This is a genomic window from Anabaenopsis arnoldii (assembly GCF_028331025.1).
Classification (GTDB): domain Bacteria; phylum Cyanobacteriota; class Cyanobacteriia; order Cyanobacteriales; family Nostocaceae; genus Anabaenopsis; species Anabaenopsis arnoldii.
In genome coordinates this window covers 1-18571 of record NZ_JAQMUH010000148.1, presented here as the reverse complement: position 1 = coordinate 18571, position 18571 = coordinate 1, and the positions used below count along the sequence as shown (strand labels likewise).

The following is an 18571-nucleotide window of genomic DNA, read 5'->3' as shown; positions in this document are numbered from 1 at the left end:
TTGGCGTGCTTTAATCAACCCCCTTCTCATCTGGTAGTACCAAGGTTCTTGTCCTGTTGATCGGGCAAATCAAGACTAAAGGTGATAACTGGCAAAAGGTCGATTAGAAAATGACGTTGCTCAATCATCAGTGAGAAAAAATACATTGGGGGACACTTGCGGCTAGGCACGCTTTGCGGGAAGCTTCCTATAGGATTAAAGTTATCAGGGAGAAAGTGGTAAAAATGAGCGCTAGTAGCAATTCCAGTCAAATAAAATTTGGTACTGACGGTTGGAGAGGAATCATCGCTGATGATTTTACTTTCCCAAATGTGCGGAAAGTCACCAGGGCGATCGCAAGTTACCTCGAAACAGCTTACTCAAAAGATAGACCGGTTCTAATTGCCTACGATACTAGATTTTTGGCTGACCAGTTCGCCCAAACATCTGCTGAGGTTTTGGCAGACTTGGGTTGGACGGTGAAAATTACTGATCGGGACTGCCCCACACCAGTAATTGCCTACAACGCGCGGCTTTTGAATTCGGCGGGTGCTCTGATGTTTACTGCTAGCCATAATCCAGCGCCTTACTGTGGAATTAAATATATCCCTGATTATGCAGGACCAGCCACACCAGAAATTACTGATACAATTGTGGCTAATATTGACAGCGCATCTGATGCCCTGCCTGGCAGTAGTCCTGTGGGTAAAATTTCCATTTTTGACCCCAAACCCGAGTATCTCAAGTTTATCTACACTTTACTGGATATAGAACGGATTAAAAGTGCGAATTTAAAGGTGAAGTACGATGCGCTTTATTCTACTTCTCGCGGCTATTTGGATGAAGTTTTGCAACAGTGTCACTGTCAGTTAGAAAGCTTCCACACTAATCGTGATGTCCTATTTGGCGGCGGAATGCCAGAGCCCAAAGGTGAACAACTAGTCGGGTTGGTGGAGTCCGTACGTGCCGATCAAGCTGATTTGGGACTGGCTACAGATGGTGACAGCGATCGCTTTGGTATTGTCGATGAACAAGGAAATGTTCTCACCCCCAATACTGTGCTGTTATTACTAGCACGTCATTTAATCAAAAATAAAGGTAAAACTGGTGCGATCGTCAGGACTGTAGCCACGACTCACCTCCTAGACAATTTTGCCGCTAAATATGGGCTGCCAATTTATGAAACAGCTGTAGGCTTTAAATACATTGGTGAAAAAATGCGGGAAACTACCGTACTGATTGGAGGTGAAGAATCAGGTGGCTTAAGTATACTGGGGCATATTCCCGAAAAAGACGGTATTTTAGCTGATATGCTAGTTGCCGAAGCCATCGCCTATGAAGGTAAACCCCTGAGTCAGTTGGTTAAAGAAGCGATCGCAGAGGCTGATGGACCGCTTTACAATGACCGTCTTGACTTACACCTGACGGAGGCACACAAAACCGCTGTGATTGACTCCTTTACTCAAAATCCCCCTTGTGAGGTGGCGGGAATTAAAGTTAAAGAAGTTGGACGCAAAGACGGGATTAAGCTGTACTTAGAAGAAGGTAGTTGGGTGTTGTTGCGACCCTCCGGTACAGAACCTCTGGTACGTGTTTATCTGGAAACCAACTCCTCTGAGAAACTTACCAAGGTCGCTCAACAGATGGAAAGTGCCATCGCTAAATTAGAACCAGTAGCTGTTTAACACCTGACCCCCTAAAGAAACTTACCAAGGTAAGTTTCTTTAGTATTTGGGTAGGGAGTCTCCATCTAAGTAGCTGGGTTTTGACGTGTAAGATTCTTCAGTGACAATTAAACTAATTCTGATTCCACAACTGATTCACTGCCTTCATTGAGCGAGCATCAATCAATAAGGAATTTCCTAAAGTATCAACACACGCTACTAGATTGTTAGCAGTACCAAGGTAAATCGATAAAGCTTGATTAATATCTAAATCCTGTTTATTCCTCTCCATTTCATAAGATAATTCCAGGTAAAATGCCCCATTTTTAGGCAGAATTGTAAATTCTTTAACTCTTGCATAATCAAATAATCGTTAAAGCTTTTAAAGGTCGTAGTAGCAACTATTTAAGAAAAGAATTCCCAGAATTGAAAAAACTACCTACCTTGTGGACTAACAGTTATTTTGTTAGCACTGCTGGTAATGTTAGTAGTGAGGTCATCAAACGATATATTAAAGACCCGCATCACGCCAAAAACTAAAAATACCAAGGTGGTTTTAACCACCGATTCGCTTACCTCTCAGGGCTAAAGCCACTTAGTTTCTCGCTTACCGCGATATTCTTATGAAAAATTTAATTCCGATTTTGATATCTTTAATAGTGGCTATTTGGGTAGCGGCGAGCGCTATTATCTCAGTCCAAAATGCCACACCTGTATCTTTAAAATTCTTAACATTTCAATCGATTCAAATCCCATTAGGTTTATTAATGGCATTCACTGCTGGTACAGGTTTATTGGGAATGGCATTACTACAGCCACTTTGGAGTATGGCAAATTCTCGGCGGAGTCAGTCCCTTGATGATGATGCCGAGTTTTTTGTTGATGACCAGGATTTTTAACCAGATTCGCGTAATTCTCCGCGGCTGTATAGCCTGGGGATGCAAGGGAGCCAAAAACGAAACGTCCTTAAAGCGTTTTTTTACCACAGGTGAAAGAGTTTTGAGAACAGTTAAATTTTTGGCAATATCAAGTTTTGACTGAATCTTGCAATGTTAGTATAATATGAGTTAGGCAACTGGAAAGGAGGTGATCACTGATGGCGTTAGGTAGGGCAACTTTCAACCTATATCCTACAAAGAAAGTGAGTGCAATTGGTGCACTATCACCGAAAGCTACATAAAGACCTCTATAACGGCGCAGTATCTAATCGAATTACTTCTTATAAAAGGTTTAGTAAATCGGTATCTTATTTTGAACAACAGAACTGGTTACCAGATTTCCAAGACATAGGGAACAGGGAACAGGGAACAGGGAATAGGGAATTGGTGTGTACTTCATGAGCCTGAAAAAGACTTTATTATGGAATTAGCAAGTTCTGTGGGATGTCAAATCATAGTTGCAAACCAGGAATCTTTATCGCCTCAGCAAGAATTAGTAGAGGATTTAATGGCAATTATTCACTGCTTTTCTTACCGGTTATAAGGGTTGAGGAATTACTCCAAAGAAATCAAGGATAGCCTTAAGAATGCTATCGACACACCCCTACAAGATATGTCAGACTTAGACAGCAAAGAAATACAGTGTTGATGTCGAGCAATGCTTTTATCCATCAAAACAAAACTCAAGTTAAATAAAACCCAAGAAATATTAATGGCTAAACACGCTGGTATAGCAAGGTTTACCTTTAATTGGGGTTTAGCAACTTGGCAATATTTGTACAAAGATGGATTAAAGCCAAACAAATATATCCTCAAGAAATTTTTTAATAATCACGTAAAACCTGAGTTGACATGGATTAAAGAAAAAGGTATTTGTCAAAAAATCACTCAATATGCTTTTGATAGCTTAGGAGAAGCTTTCCAGAGATTTTTTCAAGGACAGTCTCAATATCCTAACTTCAAAAAGAAAGGTCAAAATGATAGTTTTACAATTGATGCAGGTGCTAAACCAATTCCTGTGGGTGGCACATCAATAAAACTACCGACAATTGGATGGGTAAAAAATCATGAAGGATTACCTCATACCACCTGCAAAAGTATTACTATTTCTAGGACTGCTGATAGTTGGTATATAGCATTTTCTTATGAAAAAGAATACTTGCCAACTATTAAAGATCATGCCCTTGTTGGTGTTGATTTAGGAGTCAAGGAATTAGCTACACTAAGCACTGGTGTTATATTTCCTCATCCTAAGCACTACAAGCATAACTTAGCTAAACTGCAAAGATTATCTAAGGTTTATTGCAGAAAAGCTCAAGGTTCAAATAATAAGCATAAAGCTAAAATTCAACTAGCTAGACATCATACAAGAATAGCAAACATGAGAAAAGATACTCTTCATAAACTTACTACTTACTTATGCAAAAACCACGCGAAGATAGTAAGAGAAGATTTAAATGTTTCAGGAATGTTGTCTAATCATAAATTAGCCCAAGCAATAGCTGATTGTGGGTTTTATGAGTTGAAGCGTCAGCTAGAGTATAAAGCTAAAAAATTTGGATGTGAAATTATAGTTGCTGATAGATTTTATCCATCAAGTAAAACTTGTTCTCACTGTGGACATAAAAAAGAAATTCTTTCTTTGTCCGAAAGAATTTATCATTGCGAGAACTGCAGTTTTGAGATAGATAGGGATCTGAACGCTGCAATTAATTTATCGCGTCTGGCTAAGGCGTGAAAGTCTACACCAGGGATAACTGCTCCCATGCTCCCATTGAAGTAGAAAGTCAAGTCTAGTTTTGTCTAGGTTTTATATAGCAGCTACTACCGAGATTACCTGTGGAGTGGGTAAACCTCTTAGAAGTCATTCTAAGACCGCGATGAAGCAGGAAGTTAACACCAAAACTACCAACGTCCAGTTAAGTCTAGATTTAGGTAGCCTTGGTTAGGTTTAACAGAGCGGTAGTTCATAATAAGTCCCGGTGATTGAGGCAAAGAATTGAAACTGGCTTTTATTATTGACCCCATCCATCAGCTTGACCCCTGTCATGATACCAGCATTGCTCTGATGGAAGCAGCACAAATATTAGGACATGAAATTTGGGTAACTCAGGCGAATCTACTGAGTGTGGTAGATAGCACAGCTTGGGCGATGTTACAGCAGGTGGAACTGGTTCCAATCCAGTTAGTGGAGGGAAGCTGGAGGGCGGTAAATCCTTGGTACAGGTTGAGCGATAGCTGTTTTACCTCCCTAGATAGAATGGATGCTGTGTTCATGCGGACAGACCCACCTGTGAATGATTCCTACCTCTACGCTACTTATGTTCTGGACTATATCGACCAAGACAAAACTTTGGTGATTAATCGTCCTAGTGGTATCCGCGGGGCGAATGAAAAAATGTATGCTCTCCAATTTACTAACGCTATTCCAGAAACTATTGTCAGTGCTGACAAAGAGTTGATCCGGAAATTTGTTGAGGCTAAGGGCGCAGCAATTATTAAACCACTGGGTAATAAAGCCGGGGAAGGAATTTTATTTTTACAATCAGGCGATCGCAATTTCAATTCCATTGTTGAACTCAGTACACTGCGTGGTCGATTACCAGTGATGGTGCAAACTTATTTACCAAAAGCTAAGGAAGGGGATAAGCGAATTATCCTGCTGAATGGAGAACCAATTGGTGCCCTCAATCGCCTTTCTAGCGGTAGTGATTTTCGTAATAATATGGCAGCTGGTGGTACTGTTGCTCCAACTACAATCACCGCCAGAGAGCATGAAATCTGTAGGGAAATAGCCGCCACCTTACGTCAAGATGGCTTAACTTTTGTGGGTATTGATGTCATCGGTGGTTATTTAACTGAAGTTAATGTCACCAGTCCTACCGGAATTCGTGAAATTGACCGACTAGATGACACTAGCTTGGGTGAGCAGGTGATTTCATGGGTTGAGGAGGCGCTCAAAACTGAAAAACCACATCAGTAATCCCCTAGCCAAGGCTTTACTTCCCGATGTGGACAATCAGGATGTTATTCCTCTATTCAGGTAGATTGTAGCCAAAAGTTAACACCCCTACCTTGTAGGTAGGGGTTTAGCCCCATCCCCCAAGACCTCGCCAACCATAAATTTTCAGTTGCTGCCAGCTAATTGCATAAGTTTTTGAAAGCAGTTCTATTAACTCCTGCTATAGGATAAATATGACTTTTAAGTGTTGCTGCACTTAATGTGTTATCTGGGTAACACTACTACTGTGTAAAAATATTGTTTAGACACAAGCCATTGCCTGAGCCAAAAATACTTTACTTTTTTCCTGGTCTTTCTCGCCCCTTGCCTAACTTCCTGGTGGTTTACGCCGATTGCGGAGAAAGTCGGGAATATTCAGTTCGGGGGGTTTTTCTTTATGGTTCGGTGTGGGGGGATTAACTGCAGGTTGCTGCGGTGTGGGACGTTTTGGAGTAGCTGTTGCTCTGGCATTAACCACGTTTTGGCTTTGTGCAGCTTGTACTTCACCGGTAAACCCAGTAGCAATTACAGTAATTCTCACCTCCCCCTGGAGCCTGTCATCAATCACCGCGCCAAAAATAATATTGGCATTGGGATCAACTACTTCATATATTGCTTCGGCGGCCGCATTCACCTCATGTAAGGTGAGATCACTGCCACCTGTAATATTAAATACAACCCCTCTAGCTCCTTCAATAGAACATTCTAATAAAGGCGAAGAAATAGCCGCGACTGCTGCTTCTCTGGCTCTTGATTTACCAGAACTCACACCTATCCCCATCAATGCGGATCCCGCGTCTGCCATGACGGCTCTAACATCGGCAAAGTCAACGTTTACCAAGCCGGGGATGGTAATAATATCGGAAATCCCCTGTACCCCTTGACGCAGGACATCATCCGCATAGCGAAATGCTTCTTGTACTGGCGTTTGTTCTGGTATGACTTCGAGCAACTTATTATTGGGGATAATAATCAAAGTATCTACTCTACTTTTTAGCCCTTCAATGCCTTGTTCAGCTTGGCTGGTGCGGCGACGACCTTCAAAAACAAATGGACGTGTGACCACCCCCACGGTTAAAGCCCCCATTTCTTTGGCTACCTCCGCCACAATTGGGGCTGCACCTGTACCCGTACCCCCTCCCATACCAGCAGTGATAAATACTAGGTCAGCACCTTCTAACGCTGTAGCAATCTCGTCTCTTGATTCTTCAGCTGCTTTTTGACCAATAGCAGGATTACCACCGGCGCCTAAACCTCGTGTGAGCTTTTGCCCAATTTGCAATCGACTGGGCGCACCCGCCAAGGTCAAAGCCTGGGCGTCAGTATTGATTGACCAAAACTCTACTCCTGCGACATCAGATTCAATCATGCGGTTAACCGCATTTCCACCACCACCACCAACACCAATCACTTTGATATTGGCCACCCGACCCGGAACAATCTCCCCAATGCGGCTTTCTTCCATAGACATCTTTTTACCATCATAGTTTTGCCCAAAGTTCAGCCCAGAGTTATTAAAAGGTTTGTTGGAATTAACTGCTAGGGGAAATCCCGGCTGTCCCAAAGATTGGGCTTTTTTATATATCAGATATTGGTTATTATCAAGCATTGAATTCAGAGTGGTAGATAAACAACTTTTTCAGGTATTTTTCCTCAAAACCTTCGTGTCTAGGCAGCCCTTGGCTAGAAAAATAATATTTCTCACCTAAGAGTCACCTATCGGTTGACACTGCCAAAATATATGGCGCTGTTCTTGATTGTGATGGCGATTCCCAACATTAACAAAATTGTAATTGCCTTCTCTGGCTCTGGGAAGAGGCTAATGACCCATTGGCTAAGGCTATAGGACATATAGGACAGCTAATTCTAGAGAACTATACCCAAATTTCCTGAAAATTTCTCTGTATAACTTCTAGTGAATATTTATTATCTTTACGGTTATATTGCTGATTTAGGGCATAATCACCTCTACTTTTTCTGGTTCATACTTGAGATTAGGAAATATTTCTAGGGATTTTGGGGGTGCTCTTTGGGATCGATTTGGTTCATATGTACTAATGGAGATGCGGGATTTCTCAAATCAATGTACTTGATTTGACTAAAATCCATTTTTGCAGATAAATATCGCATTTGGGCGAGTATTTTGACTTTTCTGGTTAACTCAGGACTGAAAGCACCAATGTGTACATCTCCTAGTAGCTGGGTTTTCAAAATTATATTGTTGGGATCTTGCCAATCAACCTCCATTATTTTCACGGGACTTTGAGTTAATAGTGGATAAACTTGACTCCAATAGGAGCCATACTGTTCTGGGGAACCAATAACTTTGAGACTCGGAAGTTTGATCTGGGGATGGAATAACTTGTATTTTTCTAAGGGCATCAAAACCCCATTACCATCTAATAAGCCCGCAGGGGAGTTTTCCCTTGGACTTTGAGATGTGACCTTGTCCACCGGTTGGAGTGCGATCGCTACGGGTACTCTTGGCTGTATTTCGATATTCAGTCCCGGTGGAAAAAGACGGCGTCGCACAGTTGCTTGTGCAATAGTCGGTTTTTCCTGCAAAGAGTTGGCGATCGCTTGGGGTTTAATTCGCCATAAAGACTGAGGATAGGATATCTCTAGTAATGACTCAATTGCCTCTGGGGAGAGTAATTGCTCACCTGATTTCACGATAATTTGCTCTTGAGCCTTGACTACCCATATGGGTTGGACTGCTACCCAAAACAAACCACCTGCTAAACCACTAATGACTACAGTGCGCCAAATCGCCTGAATTATTTTTACCCGATGCTGCCGACGTATTTGGTGACGGCGCTCGGATAAATCATTTCGGGAACCTGATACTGTGCCTGGCATTCCTTCCTCTTTATATTTGCGGTAAAAATTCGTGCTTGCGATCAGATCGTTTCTTTTCCTTAATTAACCCGTGAGTATCTATGAATCTTTTGCCTCCATTTTTGCATTTACATCCGCTACACCAATATTCAAGCCAGTATTAAGCTTCAACCTCTGTGGCCCTTGATAGCTATGATTATCTATGTACTACAAACACCACAAATGAAACTAATGCACAATATTGTGCCAGATATGAAATCTGGGAGCCGCTTGTCAATTAATCATGCCTAGTACATTGCTGGCTAAATATTCTCGAATATGAACATATGTTGCTAGGGGAGCGCAGATCCTTCAATTTCCGATCACCAGTTATTATTTTGAGATTGTTAATAACACTTATAAAGGGATACAGCCTTAGCGTCAATACTGTTACTTTCAATTTCAATGGGTAATGATTGTGGCACAGAAAAGTCAAAGCTTGGAATCCCCCAGCAAATACCGATAAATTTTCGCCTTTAGCACTTCTCCTGCCTAGTTTTAACTCTGTGCATTCTCCCTTGGGGTCAAACACTAACATCCGCTAGTGATGACCAAAGGAGCTTGACATTTTGACCACCTGCCTGATTCTGATAGTATTTAGTATATCTATGAGTTAAGAGTTATGAAGAGTAATGAAGTTTTTTAAAATCTGAAAAAACTGATTACTCTTTTGCAGATCACGAACTCAAGGAGCGATCGCTCTCCAACAAATCATCGTTATTTTCCGGTTCACGATCATTCTCCATGGCAGCCCCGGGCAAAGTGGCTAAAAAGGTTTTCAGCCTCATGCGCTCAATGTAAGGCCAGCCTCCTTCAGATTCAATGTCTTTGAGTAAAGAGTAGAGCTTCTGGCGATTATCAGGCAAACTCTGTTGAAAAGCACCATCCCGGATATCTCGATGTAACTGTTCTAAATGACGCAACAAGCCCAAAAGAGCGATGGCATCTCCTTGAGAAACGCTAGCTACATCAAGCACTGCTGTGGTGATGGCTTGCAATTTCTCAGATAACTTCCTAGATTCAAAACGTTCGTGGTTACTCATGGAACTATCTCCGTCTAAATGAGGCCTACTCAAATTTACCGAAGATTTTTAGCTTTCATTCCTGAGCAAAGGATAATCAGCGATGAGGAGCGCCGCTTGGCTTAACACATGGGGGTCAGGGGCAGAGGAATTTATAGAGCCTCCAGTTTTCCAGATTACAGTCCACCATAGTTTATTATAAAAGACGGTCATCAACTCTAGCTCTGCCTCCCAGTCCGCTAAATGCAATCGCGTATTTTTTGATCAGATGAGAGAGCTTTGATCTTGAGTTAAAAAAAATCGTATGATCTGGCTAATTTCCCTATAAAGCAATGGGCTGTATATTATGTAGTATACTCCTACTTTATAATACACAACCATTTGGGCAACACCGAAAATGCCATAGGCATTAGTTTTACAACTTAGATATTAATTTTTGAAATTGAGGTTGACCATGAGGTATCGCGCTTTAATTGTTGCATTCTTGGCTGTATGCCTGGGGCTATTAACCGCTTGCAGTGATGCTCCCACTGCTTCTAATAGTAGGGATTTACTAACTTACGAACAAATTCGTGGCACTGGTTTAGCTAATAAATGCCCCCAACTAGCAGAAACTAGCCGTGGTTCCATTCCCATTCAATCAAGCCAGTCTTATATCATCAAAGAACTTTGTTTGGAACCAACAACTTTCTTTGTCAAAGAAGAACCTGCTAATAAACGGCAAGTAGCAGAGTATGTACCCGGTAAATTGTTGACCAGATACACCTCTACTATTGACCAGGTACAAGGTGACCTAAAAGTCAACCCAGATAATAGCCTGACCTTTGTAGAAGCTGATGGTTTGGACTTTCAAGCCATCACTGTAAAACTCCCCGGTGGTGAATCAGTACCTTTCCTGTTTACCATCAAAAATTTAGTTGCTCAAACACAAGCTGGTTTGACCAGTATCAATACCTCTACTGACTTTGAAGGTACTTTCAAGGTTCCTTCCTACCGTGGTTCTTCTTTCCTAGATCCTAAAGGTCGTGGTATCGTCACTGGCTATGATAACGCCGTGGCTCTTCCTGCCCAAGCTGATGATGAAGAACTCACCCGCGCTAATGTCAAACGGATTGAAACTCTTGATGGCACAATTTCCCTACAGGTAGCTAAAGTAGATAACATTACTGGTGAAATTGCTGGGACTTTCGAGAGCGAACAGCCATCTGATACTGATTTAGGTGCTGGTGAACCTAAAGAAGTCAAGATTCGCGGTCTATTTTACGCACGGGTTGAACCAAATCGCGCCTAAATTACCCGGAATGATTCGTAATTATTGACTCAATTATAAGACTTTACCCATTTGTTTCCCTTGATGTGAAAGCAAATGGGTTTTTTCTCGGCTGGTTTGCTCATCATATTCAAATCCATGAAAGTTCCAATCCCATCGTTAATCTGGAACAATATGGTATTGAAGTTCCGAGAATGGTAGGTAAAGAACCTGTTAATTCAGCATCCTCACATACTCCGGTCGAACCTTGTTAAAGATGGAAACTCAAAAAAAAATTGAATTTGCTGGTTTACCTCTAGCGGTTTATCGCGAAATCGCGGCTCATTTGCGTCAAATTGAAGGCGTACAAGTGGGTTTAATTCCCCAATCATCTTCCGAATTCGATTACAAGCAAAGTCAAATTGCTGGCTTAGAGATTTCTATGACATCCCATTTAGCTTCAGAAAGTCAGCAACGCCTAGAGGAAATCTTGGCTTACTATCGCCAGCGCTATGATATGCGATAGTTAAAATTTACATTCCCCATTTTCTCTGATTTGAAGTGACCCTAATCAGGGTCTTTTTTTGTACTTTTGATTCTTGAAATAATAAATCTAACCCATATACCACTTTTATAATACAAAAGTCAATACTCCATAAGTGAGATTTCATAAATTATTTAGGGCTGGTAAAGTGTTAATTTAAGATTACTCGTGAGCAAAACTAAATATACGCATATACTATAATACACATAGCAGAATTACTGCCAGTCTCAAGATGACGTGATTTCCTGCATGATGTGCAATAATTCTTACATTATATTGGTGTGGCTGTCTCAGTGACTTTAACAAGAATTTCCCCCGGAGAAAAACTCACTCCTACACAACAACTCGGATTAAATTTAGTCTCTCGGCTCAGTGGTGGACGAGATGTAATCTTGGCTATTGATTTAACAGAAAGCGTTGGCTTAAATGATCAAGCTCGGATTCGGTTGCGTCAAATCGTTCAAGACAGCATTCAACCGGGAGACTATATCTACATTGTTCCTTTTGCTAGGGATGTGGTGTTAGAAGAATCTACACCTAGTCTTAATCCTTTGGGAGAACCGATTAAGTATATTGATAGAAGTGAGGAAAATATTGCACAACTATTGGAAAAAATTCCCTTAACATCTGATAGCAAGTATTACGGTACAGATATTCAGCGCGCTGAGTTAAGGGTTTATCAAGGTATTGCTCAAATTAATCATCATCGCTTGCAAAGAAGACAAGTAATTAAGCCACAATCTGTTATTTGGTTAACTGATGCACCCTTATTTACAGAACCGGGAATTACCTCAGACATATGGATAGAAACCCCTGCTGATAGTCCATTAAGAATTGCTAATTCTCCAGAAAGTCAAGAGCGACAAGCTTGGATGGAAATATTACCCATGAACAAGCGATCGCTCTCCATCACCACAGGGGAAAATCAACCATATACATTAACTGTTGTTGATATTGATCCCACAGTTCAAGAATTTTGCACACCAGCACCAGGTAATCGAGAAACTTGTTTAGTTAATCCCTATTTAAGGCAACAGTTATGGCTCCCAGGTTTAATTTTACTTTCAATCATCGCTAGTTTATGCGCTTGGGGATATAAACTACACCGCTCACAGAAAAATTGGCAATTATCTATAGAAATTCCAGAACAAGAAGAACAAATATGTCGGTTAAAGAATAAGCAAAAAATCGCCATTGGTCAAGACGACGGAACTTATCCAGACTCTATCCCCTGTCCGGGTGGAGAAGTCCGAGCCTACTTAGAACGACAGGGAGAGAAACTCTACTTAGTCCCCTTAACTTCAAACTTACCACCGATTCATTATAACGGACGGGAAATTGCCTCCCGTACCCCCATCTCTGGGTCTAAATTTAAGCTCAATTGTCCAGATAATCGCCAACGCGATTATGAAATGAATATCCAAATCAAAAAATAGTCTATAGAGGAGTATTTCTATGAACGCAGCGAACAATGAACAACAATATCAAGGAATTAACCGCACAGTTTGTATAGGATTAGGTGGAACTGGTAGGGATGTTTTAATGCGAATTCGGCGCTTAATAGTAGACAAATATGGGGATTTAAAAAAGCTCCCCATTGTCAGTTTTGTCCACATTGACACCGATAAAGCTGCCACTCAAGTCAGTGGTATTCGCACCGGTAGTATTTATCATGGTGTTGATCTAAGTTTTCAGCAATCAGAAAAAGTCACCGCTACCATGTCATCCAGAGAAGTGACTACCTTTGTTGAAGGGTTAGAAAGGCGTTCAGAATACAACGATTATGGACCCTATGACCACATTGGTAGATGGTTCCCACCCCAATTATTACGTAATATTAAAGCAGTAGAAGACGGTGCTAAAGGGATTAGACCAGTAGGAAGATTGGCTTTTTTCCACAACCACCAGAAAATACAATTAGCTATCAAGAACGCTGAAGAACGTACCAGAGGACACGAGGCTTATTTACTCAGATCCGGTCTCAAAGTAGAGCCGGGATTAAGTATTTTTGTAGTGGGTTCCCTGTGCGGTGGTACAGGTAGCGGGATGTTTTTGGATATCGCTTACAGTCTCAGACATTTTTATGGTGATCATGCTAGATTTTGCGGTTATTTAGTGATTAGTCCGGAACTGTATGGCAATGCTCCCAGCATGAATGCTAATACCTATGCTGCTCTCAAAGAACTAGACTACTATAACCGTCCAGGGACAAAATTTGAAGCTTGTTATGACATCCAAAATCCTGTGTATGTGAGCGAAAAACGTTCACCCTTTGATTATACTTATTTAGTTTCTCATCAAACCAGCGGCGAATATACAATCCTCAACCAAGGTAAATTATGCAACGTTATTGCTCATAAAATTTCCCTTGATTTTAGTAGTGAATTAGCACCAATCATTAAAGGTAACAGAGATAACTTTTTACAACACATTATTGATTGGGATAAACACCCCCGTCCTAATCCCCAGCGTTACCTCACATTTGGATTATCCGCCATTTATTTTCGCCGTGATGCCGTAGTCGAAATTTCCTTAAACAAAGTTGGGTTAGAACTGGTGAATTTTTGGTTGAATGGTAAAAGTCAAAGCCCAGATCCCCGGGATTTACTACAGCAATTTCTCCTAGAGTGCCATTGGCATAATGACCTGGTTACTAGGGATGGTTTAATTACTAAACTAGCAGAGGGAGTGGAAGAATACAATAGCACATTTAACAACAGCATTATCACATGGAAAAATAAAATCAATAAGTTAATCAATGAGTGTGAACATAAGGACGACAGAAATAATTTACGTCAAAGAGTACCTAAAGAATTCCGTGATCAATTCCGTAAAGTACAACCAGGAGAAACTGAAAGTACTAGAGGACAATGGTTAACCAAGTTAATCGAATTAACTCCTAACTTAACCAAACAACTCCAGGGTGATATTCATGATTATCTCACTCAGCTACTTACACCCAATAAGTCTAATTTTTCCCTCAAAAGTAGCCGTGATTGGTTAGATGCACTGCAACATGAGTTAAACGATTACCAACGGGATATACAAGCGTCTCTCAATGATTTTGCGAACATGAGAACACCTGAAGACGTAGATAGAGTCTGGGCTGAAACTGACCAGGTTCTTACAGATATCGAGGCTAAATTTGTCATCCCCAAATTTAATAATAAAAATCAACAATTTCAAACAGAAATTAAAACAGCTTTGCAACAAGTTCAGAAAATTATCAAACATAACTTTGACTTAACTGTACGACAGGAAGCACTACGAGTTGTCAAGAGACTGCAAACATACGTACAGGAGAAAATTAGTCAGACTAGTGCTTTTGACAGCCTATTAAATGACTTAAAAAACATTTACGAAAGACAAGATAGAGAGTTACGGGATTTGAATTTTGATGAAATGAGTGGTGAAGCCATATTTGATGATGAAGACATCGAACGCTGTCACCAAACTATGTTACCTGTAGATGACTTACGTTCCCAGTTAGCCCTGATCAGTTCAGAAATTACAGAACCAAGTGGTAGAGGAAAGTCTTTGACCAGTTTCTTAGAGAAGGAACGCACCACCCAAGAACTGCTGCAAACAGAGATGAATTTGAGAATTGACAGTATGTTTGCTTCACGGGGTACTAATATTGTCAAATCCGTAATTAAGCGCTTCATGCAAAACTACTCAACAGCACGTTCAACCCGTTTAGCACAAATTATGGAAGAAGCTAAACCCCTATTACCACTGAGTTTGAGTGATCCATATTTTTGGGATGATCCTGGTAAAACTAGTCAATTAGTGGGCTTTAAAGATACCGATGAATTAGAAGTCAGACAGTTTAAATCTTTGCTGACTACAGATTTAGGGATTTCGCCAACAGTCTTAAAATCCTTGCAAACTGAGGATGAAATTTTATTTGTCAATGAGTATGGTGGGTTTCCTCTGAGATTAATTAATAGTCTGGAAAGAATGCGTAACTATTACCTCAGGGAACAGAATTCCCGGAGCGCTTCTCTACATAATGATTACCGTGTGGTTTTCCCAGATATTATTCCACCAGATGCAGTGACAATAGAACAATTAGAAAATGTTTTCTATCCCTGTCTAGGTCTACAACTATTGCAGACCAACCCGCAAAATCAGCAGTTAGAGTTTACATATTATGATGGTTTGCGCGACTGTTACTCCACAGCTGCTCTCAGTTCAGAATGGGGACAGGCTTTAGAGGAACTGGCGAACCGTCAGGATATGAAATTAGCTTTGCAAGGTATTTTAGATCAGGAAATTTCTGTTATGGAAAGACAACCTGAACTGTGGAAAAGTGAATATTTACCCAAATTCAACAGCTTTGTCAATGAAGTTGACAAGTTACCACAGGAACATCCTAACTATCCTTACAGGAATGCATTAATTAACAATCAAAAAGGAACTAAAGAAGGAATTATTCTCAGGTTCCGCAGAAAAATGAATGATAAATTTAATTCCCCAACTCCAGAAAATAGTTTACCGCAAAGCTTAGATAGCAGAAGATCTCTTGTGGGCGAGATAGTAGATGGTGAATCGGTGCAATATACCGATACTGGGGCACAAATGCGGTTAGACTTAAAGAATTTACAAGACCTTTTAGGGGATGGCCTGATTACTCAAGAAGATTACGAGCGTCAAAAACAAAGAATCTTAGACCAATTCTTAAATTAATTTCGTTTACTAAGCATCCTCTCACACATTTGATAATCAGGGAAGTATCATGACATCAATACCAGGGGAATTAATTTTGGCTACCCTCGTGGTCATTGTTATACCATCCATACTTACTATCTGGCTGCGTTGGAGTTTGTATAAGTATTTGCAAGATGTAGCGGAGAAAGTACAAAGACTAATTAATCATGCTCCACGAGGGGTACAACCTAAAATAATCACCACACTAGAAAGCAGATTTGAAAAAGCTAGCAGCCAGTTAGATCAAGTTAATACAGCAGCATTAATCGAACAAGTTTATAGTCAAGAAAAGTTTAAAGGTTTTTCTATTGAACAAATAGAATATTTGTGCCGCATTATCCCCAATTTGCTCTTAGCTTTTGGGTTACTGGGTACTTTTTTTGGCATCACAATTAATTTATCTGCCCTGAGTGAAACCCTCAATAATACTGCTGCTTCTAATATTAATGATTTAGTAGGTCAAATACAACAATCATTATCTGGGATGAGTATTGCCTTTGTCACTAGTTTGACGGGATTATTCTTTAGTGCGGCGCTAACAATAGTTAACTGGAAATTTAATACTAGCGCTCTTAAGTATCACGTTATCAGTTCCTTAGAAGACTATCTAGATAATATTTACCTGCCTGAAGTTCAAGGTGATACTCGCCTTGATAAAATAGTCAATAGGATGGTAGAACAGCAGGATGAGTTTTTAACTAAATTTGGTGTGACTGTGCGAGATGCGGTGGAAAGTTCTATGGCTAAGGTCGCAGAACAAATAATCGCAGGGAATCAGCAAGCGACAGATTTGGCCAGACAAGTTTATGAAAAGTTTACAGAGTCAGCAGGTACTATATCTGCTGCTGCTCATGAGTTTGACATTGCCATACATCAACTCAATGGTAAATCTCAGATATTTAAAGATGCGGCGAACATCTTTGCTAATAGTCAATTTCCTGAGAAGTTATTAGCAGCGACTAATAATTTAACCCAGATAGAGGAGAGATTTTCTAACTCTGCTGGAAGTTTAGCTAATACAACAACATCATTTAATTCATTGGTAGTTCAACTGCAAGCACTGGGAGAGGAAATTAAGAGCGTCAATCAAATATCATCCCTAATATTAGATTTAAATCGTATTAATCAAAAGTCTCTGGGTGAGATTATACCTCAACTTAAGGAAGGTGCTGATAGTTTTGCGATCGCAGTAACCAGACTTGAGCAATTAGAAAGTAACCTGATGAATGAGGCTGGAAGTTTAGAGGCGATTTCCGGGGATTTACGAGATTTTATCCAGACAATAAATAATCAAGCTGGTAATATTTCTCAGGAAATGGTCAATGGCTTTGCTAAAGCTGTAACTAGAATTGAACAATTAGAAAATAACCTGATGGATAAGGCTAAAGGTTTGCAGCAAATTACTTTAGATATGCAAGGCTTCGTAGAAATTATCAATAAACACGCTGGAACAGTTAATACATCTCTGGGTAATATATCTCAGCAAATAGATAGGAATTCTGAAAACATATCACGGTTAATGAATAGTAGTAATTCTACTCTGGTTACAGAGTATCAGAATATAGGTAACCTATTGCTGGAAGGTGTGAACAAACAAACAGCAGTAAATCAAGATATCAATGGGAATTTGCAAGATTGTATTCACCATCTCAATGATGCTAAACATGAAATTTATCGGTTACGAACGGAAGTAAAAAGCTCAACATTGAACCCTGAAGATCAAATCATAGATAATTTTACTCATAATAAATAAATTTGACATTTAAATAGGAAAATATGGCTAGACGTTGGCAACGTAATGATTATCATGAAGAATTAAATATTTCCACAGCTTTTACAGATTTAATGTCTAATGCCTTTATGATCCTGCTGTTGTTTTTGTTACTTTTTATCATTAGGTCATTTGTTAATCAAAAACCGGAGTTAGTAGATAGGCAACTAGAGACACCCCCAATTATTCTGATTCCAGATGACCCTAAGCATAGATTTGAATCTGGAAGTGCAAGAATTAACCCCAGGTTTTATAATTACATTGCGACAAAAATCTTACCGGAAATTGAAAGGGCAAGTAAACAGTATAATATCGATATTATAGAGGTGATCGGACATACTGACGGTCAGCCTAATGGTAATATGCCCAGTAACCTAGACTTGAATTTAGAAAATGTCGCCCGTGGTGGATTGGAATTAGAGAAACTACAAGCGGGTTCTAATGCTGATTTGGGGTTAATGCGTGCTTTAGCGGTAGTCCAACAGCTGCGTAATATTCAGGTTAAAGAAAAAAAACTTCCGGGATTGTCCTTCCGTGCTTATTCGGCGGCTCAGTTAATATTACCTAGTGGGGAATTTGCTCCCGTAGTACGTGCACCAGATCAGAACCGCCGCCGCATTGAAATCCGTTTTACCCGGTTGGGTGAAGAGCGAACCGTAAAGTAGTTTAAGTTATTTTGACACTCTGCGGTCTGAAGACACGCAGATTCTTTAAGACTTGCTTAAAAGGAATAGTCAATTATCCCCCTACACGCTCAAAACAACTACCTACGGATAAGTGTTGCAATTGCGCAAAATTTTATATTTTTTTGGCTTT

At 40.2% G+C, this 18571-nt stretch carries 16 protein-coding genes and 1 pseudogene; 13 read left to right on the top strand and 4 right to left on the bottom strand.

Features of this window, described 5'->3' with window-relative positions:
• Nucleotides 1–224: 224 nt before the first annotated feature.
• The gene (locus PN457_RS13445; protein ID WP_271733864.1) at nucleotides 225–1664 is read left to right on the top strand and encodes a phosphoglucomutase/phosphomannomutase family protein; all 1440 of its coding nucleotides are present in this window, start codon (nucleotides 225–227) and stop codon (nucleotides 1662–1664) included.
• 112 nt (nucleotides 1665–1776) lie between these two features.
• On the opposite strand, the gene PN457_RS13440 is transcribed toward PN457_RS13445, so the two are convergent.
• Nucleotides 1777–1935 (bottom strand): hypothetical protein, encoded by a 159-nt coding sequence (locus PN457_RS13440; protein WP_271733863.1) that lies wholly within the window; start codon nucleotides 1933–1935, stop codon nucleotides 1777–1779.
• Between the two features lie 77 nt (nucleotides 1936–2012).
• On the opposite strand from PN457_RS13440, the pseudogene tnpA reads away from it, so the two are divergent.
• The 5 genes and pseudogenes from tnpA to gshB all read left to right on the top strand — a co-directional run.
• Nucleotides 2013–2183, top strand: a pseudogene (gene tnpA / locus PN457_RS13435) (IS200/IS605 family transposase); the annotation flags it as partial.
• An 83-nt stretch (nucleotides 2184–2266) separates the two neighbouring features.
• Nucleotides 2267–2542: a LapA family protein gene (locus PN457_RS13430; RefSeq protein WP_271733862.1), complete on the top strand. Its 276-nt coding sequence runs from the start codon at nucleotides 2267–2269 to the stop codon at nucleotides 2540–2542.
• A 460-nt stretch (nucleotides 2543–3002) separates the two neighbouring features.
• Nucleotides 3003–3125 carry a hypothetical protein gene (locus PN457_RS13425; RefSeq protein ID WP_417006607.1) on the top strand — a complete coding sequence of 41 codons (123 nt, stop codon included), beginning with the start codon at nucleotides 3003–3005 and terminating at the stop codon, nucleotides 3123–3125.
• A 114-nt stretch (nucleotides 3126–3239) separates the two neighbouring features.
• Nucleotides 3240–4319, top strand: coding sequence for an RNA-guided endonuclease InsQ/TnpB family protein (locus tag PN457_RS13420; protein ID WP_271733861.1), 1080 nt, complete (start codon nucleotides 3240–3242; stop codon nucleotides 4317–4319).
• Nucleotides 4320–4580: 261 nt separating this feature from the next.
• Nucleotides 4581–5564: a glutathione synthase gene (gshB, locus tag PN457_RS13415; protein WP_271733860.1), complete on the top strand. Its 984-nt coding sequence runs from the start codon at nucleotides 4581–4583 to the stop codon at nucleotides 5562–5564.
• Nucleotides 5565–5910: 346 nt separating this feature from the next.
• Here the strand turns inward: gshB and ftsZ are convergent, their stop codons facing one another.
• The 3 genes from ftsZ to PN457_RS13400 form a co-directional block, all read right to left on the bottom strand.
• Nucleotides 5911–7191 carry a cell division protein FtsZ gene (gene ftsZ / locus PN457_RS13410; RefSeq protein ID WP_271733859.1) on the bottom strand — a complete coding sequence of 427 codons (1281 nt, stop codon included), beginning with the start codon at nucleotides 7189–7191 and terminating at the stop codon, nucleotides 5911–5913.
• 398 nt (nucleotides 7192–7589) lie between these two features.
• Complete coding sequence (locus tag PN457_RS13405; protein ID WP_271733858.1) at nucleotides 7590–8441, bottom strand: cell division protein FtsQ/DivIB; 852 nt, start codon at nucleotides 8439–8441, stop codon at nucleotides 7590–7592.
• Nucleotides 8442–9136: 695 nt separating this feature from the next.
• The gene (locus PN457_RS13400) at nucleotides 9137–9502 is read right to left on the bottom strand and encodes a hypothetical protein (protein ID WP_271733857.1); all 366 of its coding nucleotides are present in this window, start codon (nucleotides 9500–9502) and stop codon (nucleotides 9137–9139) included.
• A 433-nt stretch (nucleotides 9503–9935) separates the two neighbouring features.
• Here PN457_RS13400 and psbO point away from each other — a divergent pair, with 433 nt between their 5' ends.
• From psbO to PN457_RS13365, 7 genes are all read left to right on the top strand, one after another.
• On the top strand, nucleotides 9936–10772 hold the full coding sequence (psbO, locus tag PN457_RS13395; RefSeq protein WP_271733856.1) for a photosystem II manganese-stabilizing polypeptide: 837 nt from the start codon (nucleotides 9936–9938) through the stop codon (nucleotides 10770–10772).
• Between the two features lie 65 nt (nucleotides 10773–10837).
• Entirely contained in the window at nucleotides 10838–11005 is a 168-nt protein-coding gene (locus PN457_RS13390; RefSeq protein ID WP_271733876.1) for a hypothetical protein, read from the top strand.
• Nucleotides 11006–11007: 2 nt separating this feature from the next.
• Nucleotides 11008–11256, top strand: a complete 249-nt coding sequence (locus PN457_RS13385; RefSeq protein ID WP_271733855.1) for a hypothetical protein — start codon at nucleotides 11008–11010, stop codon at nucleotides 11254–11256.
• Nucleotides 11257–11567: 311 nt separating this feature from the next.
• Nucleotides 11568–12710 (top strand): vWA domain-containing protein, encoded by a 1143-nt coding sequence (locus tag PN457_RS13380; protein WP_271733854.1) that lies wholly within the window; start codon nucleotides 11568–11570, stop codon nucleotides 12708–12710.
• Between the two features lie 19 nt (nucleotides 12711–12729).
• The gene (locus PN457_RS13375) at nucleotides 12730–15963 is read left to right on the top strand and encodes a tubulin-like doman-containing protein (RefSeq protein WP_271733853.1); all 3234 of its coding nucleotides are present in this window, start codon (nucleotides 12730–12732) and stop codon (nucleotides 15961–15963) included.
• A 49-nt stretch (nucleotides 15964–16012) separates the two neighbouring features.
• Nucleotides 16013–17737 carry a hypothetical protein gene (locus tag PN457_RS13370; RefSeq protein WP_271733852.1) on the top strand — a complete coding sequence of 575 codons (1725 nt, stop codon included), beginning with the start codon at nucleotides 16013–16015 and terminating at the stop codon, nucleotides 17735–17737.
• A gap of 23 nt (nucleotides 17738–17760) precedes the next feature.
• Entirely contained in the window at nucleotides 17761–18420 is a 660-nt protein-coding gene (locus tag PN457_RS13365; RefSeq protein WP_271733851.1) for a flagellar motor protein, read from the top strand.
• Nucleotides 18421–18571: the final 151 nt, after the last annotated feature.

What these genes read in the sequence shown, in the direction of transcription:
- PN457_RS13425 (WP_417006607.1), top strand. Translation starts at nt 3,003, where the DNA reads ATGGAATTAGCAAGTTCTGTGGGATGTCAAATCATAGTTGCAAACCAG.
- PN457_RS13385 (WP_271733855.1), top strand. Translation starts at nt 11,008, where the DNA reads ATGGAAACTCAAAAAAAAATTGAATTTGCTGGTTTACCTCTAGCGGTT.
- ftsZ (WP_271733859.1), bottom strand. Translation starts at nt 7,191, where the DNA reads ATGCTTGATAATAACCAATATCTGATATATAAAAAAGCCCAATCTTTG.
- psbO (WP_271733856.1), top strand. Translation starts at nt 9,936, where the DNA reads ATGAGGTATCGCGCTTTAATTGTTGCATTCTTGGCTGTATGCCTGGGG.
- PN457_RS13420 (WP_271733861.1), top strand. Translation starts at nt 3,240, where the DNA reads ATGCTTTTATCCATCAAAACAAAACTCAAGTTAAATAAAACCCAAGAA.
- PN457_RS13370 (WP_271733852.1), top strand. Translation starts at nt 16,013, where the DNA reads ATGACATCAATACCAGGGGAATTAATTTTGGCTACCCTCGTGGTCATT.
- PN457_RS13375 (WP_271733853.1), top strand. Translation starts at nt 12,730, where the DNA reads ATGAACGCAGCGAACAATGAACAACAATATCAAGGAATTAACCGCACA.
- PN457_RS13440 (WP_271733863.1), bottom strand. Translation starts at nt 1,935, where the DNA reads ATGGAGAGGAATAAACAGGATTTAGATATTAATCAAGCTTTATCGATT.
- PN457_RS13405 (WP_271733858.1), bottom strand. Translation starts at nt 8,441, where the DNA reads ATGCCAGGCACAGTATCAGGTTCCCGAAATGATTTATCCGAGCGCCGT.
- PN457_RS13445 (WP_271733864.1), top strand. Translation starts at nt 225, where the DNA reads ATGAGCGCTAGTAGCAATTCCAGTCAAATAAAATTTGGTACTGACGGT.
- PN457_RS13430 (WP_271733862.1), top strand. Translation starts at nt 2,267, where the DNA reads ATGAAAAATTTAATTCCGATTTTGATATCTTTAATAGTGGCTATTTGG.
- PN457_RS13365 (WP_271733851.1), top strand. Translation starts at nt 17,761, where the DNA reads ATGGCTAGACGTTGGCAACGTAATGATTATCATGAAGAATTAAATATT.
- PN457_RS13400 (WP_271733857.1), bottom strand. Translation starts at nt 9,502, where the DNA reads ATGAGTAACCACGAACGTTTTGAATCTAGGAAGTTATCTGAGAAATTG.